The sequence below is a fragment of the Hymenobacter koreensis genome (assembly GCF_039541855.1).
Classification (GTDB): domain Bacteria; phylum Bacteroidota; class Bacteroidia; order Cytophagales; family Hymenobacteraceae; genus Solirubrum; species Solirubrum koreensis.
Map to the genome: position 1 here is coordinate 278,849 of NZ_BAABHA010000001.1, position 12,838 is coordinate 291,686.

The window sequence follows — 12,838 nt, forward strand, 5'->3', positions numbered from 1 at the left end:
CGGCTTTTTAAGCTAAAAAGGGTAGACATTATAGCTTTGCCTGCAAAGCCTTAACGACGCGGCGCACGTGGGCGTCGGTCATGCTGGAACCGGAAGGCAGGCAAAGTCCGCGGGTGAAAAGGTCTTCGCACACGGTGCCGCCGTACATGGCGGATGCTGCAAAAAGCGGCTGCAGGTGCAGGGGCTTCCAGAGTGGCCGGCTTTCGATGTTGTGCGTTTCCAGGTGCTGACGTAGGTCTTCGGGCGTGCGCTCGGTATGTTCGGGGCTGAGTAGAATGGTGGTCAGCCAGCGGTTTGAGCGGGTGTTGGCCGGCTCGGCGGGACCTACTTGCACTGCTGGTACATCGCGCAGCAGTTCTTGATATAATGCGAAGATTTCGCGGCGGCGCTTCACGCGCTCTTCAATCAGTTCCATCTGGCCGCGGCCGATGCCGGCGAGAATGTTGCTCAGGCGGTAGTTATAACCGAGGGTAGAATGCTGGTAGTACGGAGCCGGGTCCTTGGCCTGGGTGCTCAGCCAGCGGGCCTGGCGGGCGTATTCGGCGTTGTTGGTGAGCAGGGCGCCACCGCCGCTGGTAGTAATGATCTTGTTGCCATTGAACGAAAGAACGGCAACGTCGCCAAAGCTTCCCAAGGCCTGCCCGTGGTGTCGGGAGCCCAAAGCCTCGGCCGCGTCTTCCAGCACCGGCACGCCGTACTCGGCGGCTAGTTCCAGGATTTCGTTCAGCAGCGCGGGCATGCCGTAGAGGTGCACCACAATAATGGCCTTGGCCTGTTTGCCGCGGCGGGCGCGTTCGGCCAACGCCTCGCGCAGGCGCTGGGGGCACAGGTTCCAGGTGCGGGTTTCGCTGTCGATGAAAACCGGCTCGGCGCCCACGTAGCGTACCGGACTGGCCGTGGCCACGAAGGTGAACGACGGCACCAGCACCTCGTCGCCGGGGCCCACGCCGAGCAGTAGCAACCCCAGGTGAATAGCAGCCGTGCCCGACGACAAGGCCACGCAGTGCTGGGTGCCCACGTACTGGCACAGGTCGCGCTCGAAGCCGTCGAGGTTGGGGCCGGCGGGGGCCACCCAATTGTCTTCGATGGCTTTGTGAACGTAATTCAGCTCGTGGCGACCAAGGTGGGGCGGAGAGAGGAAAAGCCGGTCGTAATCGTCGCTGTGCATGCAGGGCGGAAGAGCGGCCCGAAAGCCGGAAGTGGTAGCGAAGGAACAAGGTGAGTGGCTGCATGACAGGCAGCCGCACCGGACGCAGTATTCTAGACTAATGCTGCTTGATGACTTGCGCTGGTACGCCCACAGCGGTTACATCGGCGGGCAGGTCGCGTACGGCCACGGCGCCGGCACCTACAATAGTGCGGGCGCCTACGCGTACTTTGTTGATGACTGTGGCATTGGTCCCCAGGTACACGGCGCTTTCCAAGTGAGCCTCGCCGCCCACGTTGGCGTGGGGCATAAGGGAGCAAAAGTCTTCCAGCACGGCATCGTGGCCGATGGTGCAGCCTAAGTTCAGCAGCACGTGCCGGCCGATAACGATGTCGCAGGTAAACACGCAGCCTTGGGTAACGATGCTGCCGGGGCCTACTTGCACATTCTGATAGCCGCGCAACGTAACGGAAGGGTGAATAAGGGTGGCAAAGTGCAGGTGCGGTGAGGTAAGGCGCCCCACCACGGCGGCGCGGTGGTGGCTATTGCCCACGGCAACGGCAGCGTACACCGTTTCGGTGGTGGCGTTCAGATCGGCTATGGTGCCGAGGTAGGGTAAATCGTGCAGGCGTTCGAGGTCAGCGGGCTGCTGGTCGTCGTAAAAGCCTAGCACATCCCATTGCAGGCGCATTTCGTTGAGCTGGCGCACCAGCATCAGCACTTCGCGGCCCAGGCCGCCGGCGCCCACAATAACCAGCGGGCGGCTGCCGGAGAATTCCAGGTCGTCGTAATCAGAGAAGAAAAGTTGAGTCATGCCGAGAAATCGGTATGGGAAGAAGCAGATGGGGAGGAGCCGCGAAAGGCCTCGGTGGTGGCCTGGCCGGGAGCCGCTACGCCGTGGGCACTCAGTACCCGACCGGCGGTACGTACGAGAATACGCAAATCGAGGGCAAAAGAGAGGTGCTCAACGTACCAAACGTCGTAAGCAAACTTCTGCTCCCAGGAAATGGCGTTGCGGCCGTTTACCTGCGCCCAGCCCGTAATGCCGGGCCGCACGGCGTGGCGGCGGGCTTGCTCAGGCGAGTACAGCGGCAGGTACTCAGGTAGTAAGGGGCGCGGGCCCACCAGGCTCAGGTCGCCGCGAAGCACGTTCCAGAGTTGGGGCAGTTCGTCAATGGACGTGGCGCGTAGCAGGCGGCCGAGGCGGGTGAGGCGCTGGGCATCGGGCAGTAGCTGCCCGGCGGCGTCGCGGGCATCGGTCATGGTTTGGAGCTTGTAGAGCGTGAACAGCTGCCCGTGCAAGCCGGGCCGGCGGTGCCGAAACAGGATCCGTCCGCTGCCCGGCTGCAGTTTTAGCAACCCGGCGGCCAAGGTTAACACGGGTGCTACCGCCAGCAGCAAGGGCGCGGCCAGCAGCACGTCGAGCAGGCGTTTGCCCGTGCGGCGGTACCAGTTGGCAGATGCGGCAGTGGTGAACATAAGGCAGAAACGCGGGCACTCGGGCCGTGCAAGTTACGCGCCACGCTGCCTCCACGGTTTAAGCGAACTGGCTTTGCTGTTACCGCGCAAGCCGAAAGGCGAGCAGCCGCCAGTCTTTTGGTCAACTTAACTGCCGGCTGATTTCCGCCGACTGCCGTTCTTTGCGCCATGCTCGTCTTCCCGAACGCCAAGCTCAACCTCGGTCTGCACATCACGGCCCGACGCCCCGATGGTTTCCACACCCTCGAAACCGCCATGGTGCCGCTGCCCTGGACCGATGCGCTGGAGATACTGCCTGCCGCCGAGGGCAAAACCGAACTCACGCTTACGGGCCGCCCCGTGCCCGGCGACCCAGCCTCCAACCTCTGCGTACGGGCCTACGAGCTGCTGCGGGCCGATTTTCCGCAGGTGCCGGCCGTGCGCATTAACTTGCACAAGGTGGTGCCCATTGGGGCGGGTTTGGGCGGCGGCTCGGCCGATGCCGCGTTTGCGCTCAAGGCCTTGAACATCGTGCTGAATCTGCGCCTGACCGAACAACAGCAGGAGGCCTACGCCCGCCGCCTGGGCTCCGACTGCGCCTTTTTCATCCGTAACCTGTCCGCCCTGGCCACCGGCCGTGGCGACGAGCTTACCCCACTGCCGCTGCCGCAGCTGGCCAGTACCGCCTGCAAAGTGGTGTACCCAAACCTGCACATCAGCACGGCCGAAGCCTACGCGGGCGTAACGCCGCGGGCGCCGCAGCACGATTTGCGCACGGCTCTAGCTGGCCCCATAGAAACCTGGCGCGAGACGGTGGTGAATGATTTCGAGGCGTCGTTGGCCCCGAAGTTTCCGGTGCTGGAGCAACTTAAGCAGCAGCTTTACGCGGCCGGAGCGGCATACGCGAGTTTGTCGGGCTCGGGCTCGGCGGTATTTGGGCTGTGGCCGGGGCTGGAAACACCACCAGCTGTGGAGTTTAATGCGAATTTTGAGGTATGGAACGGGCGGCTGTAACGGCTTTGACCTCACCCCCGGCCCCCTCTCCAAAAGAGAGGGGGAGCCACGGCGGCGCGCTGCCGCGTGGTGTCATCACTCCAACCGCAGGTCGGCGTAGCTGAGTCGTGGCACCGTTGATTATCGTTGCTTACGTTGAACCTGTGGAACCACGGCGGCGCGAACGGCGCGGAACCGGGCGGGGCCGGCAAGCTTAGCTTGCCGGCCCCGCGTCGTTGAACGAAATCGTTGCTGAAGTTGCTGATGGCTTTCCTGCCGTTGCGCCGGGTGGTCGGCTAAAACCGGAGCAGCCGTTCGCAGAGGAGAAATTTATGCTGCTACTGCTCTTCGCCGCCGTTGCACCCACTGGTCAATCAGCGGGTGAACCAGCACGCTAACCAGAATGAGCAACGTACCGGCGTAGAAACCCGGACTCATTTTTTCCTGCTGGCCAAAAATGACAACGGCCAGCGCAATGCCGTAAATCGGCTCCAGATTAACGGTCAGGTTCACGGCGAAGGCCGAAAGACGTTTCGTTAACTCCACCGACGTGGAGAAGGCATACACCGTGCACACGCCAGCCAGGATCAGCAACCACACCCAATCGAGCGGCTTGGGGTCGAGTTGGGGCAGTTCGCCGCCAAATGCAGGGCGGATGATCAGAAACAGCATGATGCTGAGGCAAGCGCCGGCCATTTCGTACAGCGTGAGGCGCAGGGGTGGGTGGTGCTGCACCTGCTTCACGTTCAGCACGCTGAACAAGGCGCTGATGCCGGCCGACAGTACAGCTACGGCCAAGCCGGTGAGCTGATCGAACTCGGCCTGCGACACCAGGTACAGGCCCAGCATGGCTACCAAACCCAGCAGAATTTCATAAGGTTGGAAGCGTTTGCGCAGCAGCAACGGCTCCAGTAGCGAGGTCCAGAGCGCAAGCGTAGCCATGCCTGCCAAACACACACTTACTGACGATAGTCGGGCCGCCAAAAAGAAGGTAATCCAGTGCGCGGCCACCAGCACCCCAATGCCCAGCAGGCGCAACGCCTGTCCCGGTGGAATGCGCCAAGGTTGCTGCCGCGCCGAGAGCAACACCGCCAAACCCACCGCTGCAATGAGCGTGCGGAAGAACACCAACTCCACCGGCGGTAGTGTAATCAGCTTGCCCAATATGGCCGTGAAGCCCCACAGGAACACTATGAAATGGAGGCGCAGGTAATCCTTGAGCATGGGAGAGAAATAGAAACGAAGGCGCAAAATCCGTTTGCCGGACCGGTTAGCGCGGAATGTAGCGGTACAGCACCGCGCCGATGATGGTAAACACAATGCTGGGCACCCACGGCGCCAGCGCCGGCGACATTTCGCCCACCAACGCCAGGTTGCGGCTCATGATGACGAAGATGATGAACACAAACGCCAGCACGAAGCCCAGCGCAATTTGGCCACCCACACCCGCCCGGGATTTTCGCGCGCTCATGATTACCCCGATAACCGTGAGGATAACGATGGCGAAGGGGTACGCCAGCCTTTCGTACTTCTCTACCAGGTAAATGTCGGTGTCGGAAGCGCCGCGGTCGATTTTCTCTTGGATGTAGCGGTTGAGCTCGGGCGTGGTCATGGTTTCGTTCAGCTTAAAAGTGCTGGCGAAATCCTTGGGGTAGAGGTTTAGGGTGGTGTCGCGGGCCGGCAGGGTAAGCAGCGTTTCCCGGTCGCCCTTAAAGGTGCGCACCAGCTGCGGCGTGAGGCGCCAGGCTTGCTTGGTAGAGTCCCAGGTCATGACTTCGGCCGTCATGCGGCGTTTGAGCACGGTGCCGTCGATGGTTTCCAGCGCGAACTTGTAGCCCATGTTGTTCACGTTGTCGTAGCTCTCGAGGTACGCGTAGCTCTTCGGCCCAATCTTGATGTGCACGTTGCGCCCCTGGAAGCGGTAGGGGTTCTTTACGTATTTCCGCTCGAAGTCCACGCGGGTTTTGTTGGCAATGGGAATAACCCAGCCGATCAGCCCGAAGATGGCCAGCCCGATAATGCCGCCACCCATTACGTAAGGCAACAGCAGCCGCTTAAAACTCACGCCGCTGGCCAGAATGGCCACAATTTCGGTGCGCGCCGCCAGCCGCGAGGTTACCAGCACCGTGGCAATGAACACGGTTATGGGGGAGAGCAGGTTAGCGTAGTAGGGGAAGAGGTTGACGTAGTATTCGAGAATGATCTTGCCCGCCGACAAGTCGTGCTTGATGAAGTCGTCGTTCTTCTCCGTGAAGTCAATCACGCAGATAACGAGCACCAGCACCACCACCACGAAGAAAAACGTGGTCAGCAGTTTACCCAGAATGTATTTGTCGAGGATGCGGAGCATTTACGAGTTGTCAGGTAACAGTTGTTAGTTGTCAGTAATGCTTGCCAGAACGAACTGACAACTCAAAACTGACAACGGCCAACTTATAATCTCACCATCAGCTGCTTTACCATGCGCTCCTTCCACTCGCGGAAGGTACCGGCCAGGATTTGTTCCCGCGCCGAGCGCACCAGCCAGAGGTAAAACGTGAGGTTGTGCACCGAGGCCGCCATGCCGCCCAGGTACTCGCTGGCGTGGAACAAATGGCGCAGGTAGGACTTGGAATAGAACGTGCTGGCGTAGCCGCCCAGTTCGGCGTCAATGGGGGAGAAGTCCTGCTCCCACTTCTTGTTCTTGATGTTAATGATGCCCTGCGTGGTAAACAGCATGCCGTTGCGGGCGTTGCGGGTGGGCAGTACGCAATCGAACATGTCCACGCCCAGCGCAATGTTTTCCAGGATGTTGGCCGGCGTGCCCACACCCATCAGGTAGCGCGGCTTGTCGGCGGGCAGAATGTCGCAGCACAGCTCCGTCATTTCATACATCAGGTCGGCCGGCTCGCCCACGCTCAGGCCGCCAATGGCGTTGCCGGCGCGGCCTTGCTCGGCTACAAACTGCGCCGATTTCTCGCGCAAGTCGCGGAACGTGGAGCCCTGCACAATGGGAAACAGCTGCTGCTCGTAGCCGTAGAGCGGCTCCGTCTCATCAATACGCTGGATGCAGCGCTTCAGCCAGCGGTGCGTCATGTCGAGGGAGCGGCGGGCGTAGTCGTACTCACAGGGCCAGGGCGTGCACTCGTCGAAGGCCATGATGATGTCGGCCCCGATGACGCGCTGAATGTCCATCACGCCCTCGGGCGTGAACAGGTGCTGCGAGCCGTCGATGTGCGAGCGGAACTTCACGCCCTCTTCCTTGATCTTGCGCGTGTTGCTCAGCGAGTACACCTGGTAGCCGCCCGAGTCGGTGAGAATGGGGCCGTCCCAGCCATTGAACTTGTGCAGGCCACCGGCTTTTTGTAGCGTGTCGAGGCCGGGGCGCAGATACAAATGATAGGTGTTGCCGAGAATAATCTGGGCCTGAATATCCTGCTTCAGCTCGCGCTGGTGCACAGCTTTTACCGAGCCCACCGTGCCCACGGGCATGAAAATGGGCGTTTGAATGGTACCGTGGTCGGTGGTGAGCACACCGGCGCGGGCTTTGGTTTGGGGGTCGTGAGCGACGAGGTCGAAAGTCATTTACAAGAAGCTGGAAGCGAGGAGCTAGAAGCCAGAAGGGGAGAGGCGTAGCGAACCAATCGATAGTTCACGCACTCCTGGCTCCTGACTTCTAGCTTCTAGCTCCTGCCCGCAAAGGTAACCCGTAGGCGCCGTACACGTTGCGTTTTACTTTATGCTTCAGACGCCGGGCTGCGTCCGGATTGGCTACTTTTGCCCGCTTCTCATCCTCGCTCGTCGTTTTGCCAGTTCATTTTTCGCCCGTAGTCTGGTTGCTGCTTGCCACGGTTGTGGTGCAGCTCGCCTACATGGCCTATTATTTCTGGCCTTTCGCTGCTAAAAGAAGCCCCGACGCCGAGCCGGCCCCCACGCACGAGCAGCAGCATCCGGTTTCGGTAATTGTGGCCGCCCGCAACGCCCTGGAGCACCTGCGCCACCTCATGCCCATTCTGCTGACGCAGGAGTACGCCGAATTTGAAATCATCCTCGTCGACGACCGTTCTGACGACGACACCGGCCTGTACGCCCAACAGCTCACGCAGTATTACCCCAACGTGCGCCTCGTTACCGTGGGCAGCACGCCCGAGGGCCTCGCCCCCAAAAAATACGCCCTTACCCTCGGCATTAAAGTAGCCCGCTACCCCTACCTGCTTTTTACCGATGCCGACTGCGTGCCCACCACCAACCAGTGGCTGCGCCACATGGCCCGCGGCTTCGGTTCCGGCGCCGACATCGTCCTCGGTTACGGTCCCTACGATGAGGCGCCGGGCCTCCTGAACAAGCTCGTGCGCTACGAAACCCTGCTCACCGGCCTGCAATACCTGAGCTTCGCCGAGCGCGGCAACCCTTACATGGGCGTCGGCCGCAACCTGGCCTATACCAAGGCTACCTTCCTTGCTACCAAAGGTTTTGCCTCACACATCCGCAGCCTCAGCGGCGACGACGACCTGCTGGTGCAGGACGCAGTGGCCCTGGGTAAGCGCGCCGCCGTGGTAACCCATCCTGCGGCCCAATCCGTAAGCGAAGCACCCGCCTCTTGGAGCCAGTGGTGGCGCCAAAAAAGACGGCATATGTCAGCCGGATCTAAATATCGCGCAACCGACAAGGCCCGAATTGGAACCTTTATGTTGGCTAATGGCCTTTTTTACCTGACCACCCTCGGGGCCCTCTTTTTTTCCCCGGTCGATTGGGTACCTTTGGCTATAGCCTGGTTCGTGCGAACCTCAGCCATATTAGCTACGTACGCGGGGGCCAGTCGTCGTTTGAATGACCGGCAGTCGGTAGCACTGCTGCCGGTGCTGGACGCGACGTATTTCCTGGCTTATTTTCTCTTGACAGCCTCGCTAGTGCTTTACCGCAAACCCTCCCGATGGAAGTAAACAACCCGGACCTCCAGAAGCAGTTCTCGGCCAAGGCCAAGCACGACTTCAAGCTCATCCGTTCTGCCGTAGAGCAGGGCGATGAGAAGGCGTATGCCGAACTCATGCAGATCTACAAGAAGCCCGTGTACCACGTGGTGCTGAAGATGGTGCGCAATCCCGACGACGCCGAAGACCTCACCATTGAGGCTTTTGCCAAGGCGTTCCGCAACCTGCACAAATTCAACCCCGAGTACGCGTTCAGCACGTGGCTTTTCCGCATTGCCACCAACAACTGCATCGACTTTATTCGCAAGAATAAAATCAAGACGATGTCCATTGACTCGGCCATCAAGATTGACAACGGCGACGAAATCACCATCGATTTCCGCGACAACAACCTGAACCCGGCGGAGTCGGCCATCAAGAACCAGAAGATCGAAATCATGCAGCATGTGGTGTCGCGGCTGCCCGATAAGTACCAGCGTTTGGTTACTCTGCGTTACTTCGATGAGCTGAGCTACGAAGAAATTGCCCAGGAGCTGAAAGCGCCCCTCGGCACCGTGAAGGCCCAGCTGCACCGCGCCCGCGAGTTGCTCTACGACATGGTAAAGAACAAGAAGGAAATTATATAGCCTTCTGCTCGTTGCAACCGAAGCCCCGCCCAACCAGCGGGGCTTCGTTGTTTCTAGCTCACTGCAATTGCCCGGCTAAGCGTAGCGAAGTACCTACCACATAAGAACGACAATGGTAATAACGGCTCGTTTAGAGGTGAGAAGGTCCTTTGCTGGGTTCTGGATGACAGGCGGGCCAGCCATTCCGTTCTTGTCCTCGCCCTATCTTTGCCACACGATGGAAATACTCTTCCGCTACTTCCCCGACCTCACGCCGCGCCAGCAGGAGCAGTTTCGCCAACTGGCTACCGAGTTCCGCGGCTGGAACGAACGCGTTAACCTCATTGCCCGATCCGACGTCGATAACCTGGCCGAGCGTCACCTGCTGCACTCCCTGGGCATTGCCAAAGCCGTGCAGTTCGAGCCCGGAAGCTCGGTGCTCGATGTGGGCACCGGCGGCGGTTTGCCCGGCCTGCCGCTGGCCATCCTGTTCCCCGAAGTAGAGTTTCACCTCATCGACAGCATCGGCAAAAAGATCAAAGCGGTGCAGGACATGGCCCATACGCTACGGCTGCACAACGTAACCGCCGAGCAAGTTCGGGCCGAGCAAGTGCGCACCAAGTTCGACTACGTAGTGAGCCGGGCTGTAACGCGCCTAGCCAACTTTCACCCTTGGATTGCCCAGCGCTATACCGCTACGGCCACAGCCAGCCCCACACACGGCCTGTATTACCTAAAAGGCGGCGACCTGACCGAAGAGCTGGCCGAATCGGGTTTGGTGGCAACGGTAACCGAACTTGCCGACTTCTTTAAGGAAGAGTTTTTCGAAACCAAAAAAGTAGTGTTCGTGCCGGCTAACAATGCCTTGGCCCGCGGCAAACGAACGAACAACGTGTAAGCCTAAGCATGTAAGGTAGAAGCCAAGTATAAAACGAAAGCCGCCCGCGTCATCCGCGGGCGGCTTTCGTTTTAGGTATTGCCATAATCCGAATTACGCTGGAACGGCAGCCGTCAGGAACTCCACGGCCCGCCGCTCGGAGTAATAGACGCCGTCGGGCGTTCCTTCGGCAAAGCCAACGTGCCCGCCTTCTTCGGGTGTTTCCAGGAAAACGTACGGGCTGCGCTTAGCCGCCTCGTGCGGGAAACAGGTAGGCGCTAGAAACGGGTCGTTCTGGGCATTGACCAGCAGGGTGGGAATACGAATGCCGTCGAGGTAACGGCCGGAGCTGCTGTGCTCGTAATACTCGTCAGCCGATTTGAAGCCGTGCATAGGCGCCGTAAAGCGGTTGTCGAACTGCGGAAAGTTGCTGAGTTCGTCCAGCCCTTCTAAGTCTAGCTGGCCCGGCAGCAGCTCGGCTTTCTGCCGAATTTTCAGCCGCAACGATTTCAGGAAGCGGTTCAGGTACACGCGGTTCTGAATACGCGAAATCTGCTCCGATCCGGCTTTTAAATCGGTGGGCACCGAGAAAACGGCGGCGCGCTCCACCGCCGTTGGCACGCGGCTAGCGTCTTCGCCCAAGTACTTAAGCGTTACGTTGCCACCAGCCGAAAACCCTGTCAGGAACACGCGGCGGTAGCGCCCGGTAGCCACGGCCTGCTGCACCACAAAGTGCAGGTCGTCGGTGTCGCCGAGGTGGTAGGCGCGCAGCAGGCGGTTCGGTTCGCCGCTGCAGCTGCGGTAGTTCCAAGCCAATGAGTCGATACCAGCGCGGTTGAGGGCCCGAGCCATGCCGCGCACGTACGGCCGGCCGGCGTCGCCTTCGAGCCCGTGGGAAATAATAGCCAACGAATCGGTTACGTACTCGGTGCGTGCCCAGTCGAGGTCAAGGAAGTCACCGTCGGGCGTTTCCACACGCTGGCGTTGGTACTGCACTTCCGGCACCGCGCGCATCAAGCTCGGGACAATGGTCTGCAGGTGCCCGTTAAACAGGTAGAACGGCGGGCGGTAAGGCGAATCGGAAACGAGTGGCATGGCAGTGACAAGCCTGATAGGGTTGGAGCTTGATCAGCAATAAGGAAGATACGCAGAAAACAGTTCTGCATGCATACAACAAGAGTTGCAATGGGGGGCAACTAGCGTGGCATTTCAGGCGAAGCAGTTAGCGCCAAAAATAACGCTACGCCGGCCGCTACCATGGCCGATAGCCCAAAAGCAACTCCTGCCCCGAGGGTCTGCCAAACCAGCCCCGTTAGAATGCTGGCCACCAGTGCGGCCAGGCTGCCCAGGCCTGCGAAGGTGCCCAGCGCGGCCCCTTTGTCGGTGGGCGCGCAGAGCCGGCTCACCCAGGATTTGCCCACCCCTTCGGTAGCGGCGGCGTATAGCCCGTATAACCCGAACAAGCCGGCGAACAGCCACCAGGTATGTACTTGAGTAGCGCCGGCATAGACCACAGCAAACAGCAGCAGCCCGACCACCAGCACGCGGCGCGGACCTAGGCGGTCGGCCAGAAGACCAGCCGGAAATGCAGCAGCGGCATACACCAGGTTGTAAAAGATGTACACGCCGATAACCGAAGAATCGGACAAGCCCTGCTGGCGGGCCAAGAGCAGGAGCAGGGTATCGGAACTGTTGAACAGCGCAAACACGAGCAAAGCCCCGGCTATTTGCCGGTAAGTTGCCGGGGCGCGTCGCCAATACTCGAAAGAGGCCCAAAACGGACGCACCGGACGCCCTGAAGGAAGTTGTGGTTTTTCCCGCACAAGCAGAGTTACCACCACGGCTAGCAAGCCCGGGATAAACGCCAGCAAAAACAAAGTGCGGTACTGCCCCGGGTGCAGCGTTAACCAGAACAAGGCCGCCGCCGGTCCCAGCACGGCGCCCAGCGTATCGAGGGCGCGGTGGAAACCGAAAACGGCACCGCTGCGGCCTTCAGCGGCTTCGTCGGCCAGCATGGCGTCGCGGGCACCGGTGCGCAGCCCTTTACCCAGGCGGTCCACGGTGCGGGCCAGCAGCACCCACCACGGCACGGCCAGCACCGCCAGCATGGGTTTCGACAAGGCGCTGAGTCCATAGCCCCACTGCACAAAAGGCCGGCGCCGGCCCAACCGGTCCGACCATTGACCAAAGTAGCCTTTGCTCAGGCCGGCGGTGGCTTCCGCTACGCCTTCGAGTACGCCAATAAACACCAGCGAAAAGCCGATGTCGCGCAGGTAAAGGGGCATAATGGGGTAAAGCATTTCGCTGGCTAAGTCGGTGAGCAGGCTCACAAGCGAAAGCAGCCACACGGTGCGGGTGAGGTAACGCATGTCGGCAAGAACGGCAAAAGCCTCAAAATGAGATTCTGACACCGATAGGTAATTCTTCGCCAGTGGGTTTGTTATTCCCAATCGAACCTTCTACCTTTGCCAGCCCAACTGATAAACCCCGACAGATTTTTCTGTCTTTTTTCCGCTTTCCGCATCATGGCAAATCATAAGTCGGCTCTGAAGCGCATCCGCTCGAACGAAGCCAAGCGCGTGTTGAACCGTTACCAAGCTAAATCGACCCGCACGGCCGTTAAGAAACTGCGTGGCACGACCGACAAAACTGAAGCACAAGAGTTGCTGAAGAAAGTGTCGTCGATGCTGGACCGTTTGGCCAAGAAGAACATCATCCACAAGAACAAAGCTGCGAACAACAAGTCGAAGCTGACCAAGCACGTTAACGCCCTGGCTGCCTAAGCCACAAGCGCGTTTCGTCTCTTGTACTTAAAGGCCCCATGCATTCGGTGCGTGGGGCCTTTACG

Annotated in this window: 13 protein-coding genes; 5 read left to right on the top strand and 8 right to left on the bottom strand. The window is 60.0% G+C overall.

What is annotated here, in order from left to right:
• Window positions 1-28: 28 nt before the first annotated feature.
• The 3 genes from ABD903_RS01235 to ABD903_RS01245 form a co-directional block, all read right to left on the bottom strand.
• Window positions 29-1,168 carry an aminotransferase class I/II-fold pyridoxal phosphate-dependent enzyme gene (locus ABD903_RS01235; RefSeq protein WP_345220630.1) on the bottom strand — a complete coding sequence of 380 codons (1,140 nt, stop codon included), beginning with the start codon at window positions 1,166-1,168 and terminating at the stop codon, window positions 29-31.
• Between the two features lie 97 nt (window positions 1,169-1,265).
• The gene (locus tag ABD903_RS01240; protein WP_345220632.1) at window positions 1,266-1,961 is read right to left on the bottom strand and encodes an acetyltransferase; all 696 of its coding nucleotides are present in this window, start codon (window positions 1,959-1,961) and stop codon (window positions 1,266-1,268) included.
• Complete coding sequence (locus tag ABD903_RS01245) at window positions 1,958-2,626, bottom strand: sugar transferase (RefSeq protein ID WP_345220634.1); 669 nt, start codon at window positions 2,624-2,626, stop codon at window positions 1,958-1,960. The genes ABD903_RS01240 and ABD903_RS01245 overlap by 4 nt, the downstream gene beginning before the upstream one ends.
• A 168-nt stretch (window positions 2,627-2,794) precedes the next feature.
• Here ABD903_RS01245 and ispE point away from each other — a divergent pair, with 168 nt between their 5' ends.
• A complete protein-coding gene (gene ispE, locus ABD903_RS01250) occupies window positions 2,795-3,619 on the top strand; it encodes a 4-(cytidine 5'-diphospho)-2-C-methyl-D-erythritol kinase (protein ID WP_345220636.1) in 825 nt (274 codons plus the stop codon).
• Window positions 3,620-3,928: 309 nt separating this feature from the next.
• Here the strand turns inward: ispE and ABD903_RS01255 are convergent, their stop codons facing one another.
• From ABD903_RS01255 to tgt, 3 genes are all read right to left on the bottom strand, one after another.
• Window positions 3,929-4,822 carry a DMT family transporter gene (locus ABD903_RS01255; RefSeq protein ID WP_345220638.1) on the bottom strand — a complete coding sequence of 298 codons (894 nt, stop codon included), beginning with the start codon at window positions 4,820-4,822 and terminating at the stop codon, window positions 3,929-3,931.
• Window positions 4,823-4,868: 46 nt separating this feature from the next.
• A complete protein-coding gene (locus ABD903_RS01260) occupies window positions 4,869-5,948 on the bottom strand; it encodes an LptF/LptG family permease (RefSeq protein ID WP_345220640.1) in 1,080 nt (359 codons plus the stop codon).
• A gap of 83 nt (window positions 5,949-6,031) precedes the next feature.
• Complete coding sequence (gene tgt, locus ABD903_RS01265; RefSeq protein ID WP_345220642.1) at window positions 6,032-7,162, bottom strand: tRNA guanosine(34) transglycosylase Tgt; 1,131 nt, start codon at window positions 7,160-7,162, stop codon at window positions 6,032-6,034.
• Between the two features lie 221 nt (window positions 7,163-7,383).
• Between tgt and ABD903_RS01270 the strand changes: the two genes are divergently transcribed.
• The 3 genes from ABD903_RS01270 to rsmG all read left to right on the top strand — a co-directional run bounded on the left by ABD903_RS01270 (window position 7,384) and on the right by rsmG (window position 10,011).
• Window positions 7,384-8,520, top strand: coding sequence for a glycosyltransferase (locus ABD903_RS01270; RefSeq protein ID WP_345220644.1), 1,137 nt, complete (start codon window positions 7,384-7,386; stop codon window positions 8,518-8,520).
• Window positions 8,511-9,134, top strand: coding sequence for an RNA polymerase sigma factor (locus ABD903_RS01275; RefSeq protein WP_345220645.1), 624 nt, complete (start codon window positions 8,511-8,513; stop codon window positions 9,132-9,134). The genes ABD903_RS01270 and ABD903_RS01275 overlap by 10 nt, the downstream gene beginning before the upstream one ends.
• Before the next feature lie 217 nt (window positions 9,135-9,351).
• The gene (gene rsmG / locus ABD903_RS01280) at window positions 9,352-10,011 is read left to right on the top strand and encodes a 16S rRNA (guanine(527)-N(7))-methyltransferase RsmG (RefSeq protein WP_345220647.1); all 660 of its coding nucleotides are present in this window, start codon (window positions 9,352-9,354) and stop codon (window positions 10,009-10,011) included.
• Window positions 10,012-10,104: 93 nt separating this feature from the next.
• Here the strand turns inward: rsmG and ABD903_RS01285 are convergent, their stop codons facing one another.
• On the bottom strand, window positions 10,105-11,085 hold the full coding sequence (locus ABD903_RS01285) for a YheT family hydrolase (RefSeq protein WP_345220649.1): 981 nt from the start codon (window positions 11,083-11,085) through the stop codon (window positions 10,105-10,107).
• A 101-nt stretch (window positions 11,086-11,186) separates the two neighbouring features.
• Window positions 11,187-12,359 (bottom strand): MFS transporter, encoded by a 1,173-nt coding sequence (locus ABD903_RS01290; protein ID WP_345220651.1) that lies wholly within the window; start codon window positions 12,357-12,359, stop codon window positions 11,187-11,189.
• A gap of 156 nt (window positions 12,360-12,515) precedes the next feature.
• Here ABD903_RS01290 and rpsT point away from each other — a divergent pair, with 156 nt between their 5' ends.
• The gene (rpsT, locus tag ABD903_RS01295) at window positions 12,516-12,773 is read left to right on the top strand and encodes a 30S ribosomal protein S20 (RefSeq protein WP_345220652.1); all 258 of its coding nucleotides are present in this window, start codon (window positions 12,516-12,518) and stop codon (window positions 12,771-12,773) included.
• The last annotated feature ends 65 nt before the right edge of the window (window positions 12,774-12,838 follow it).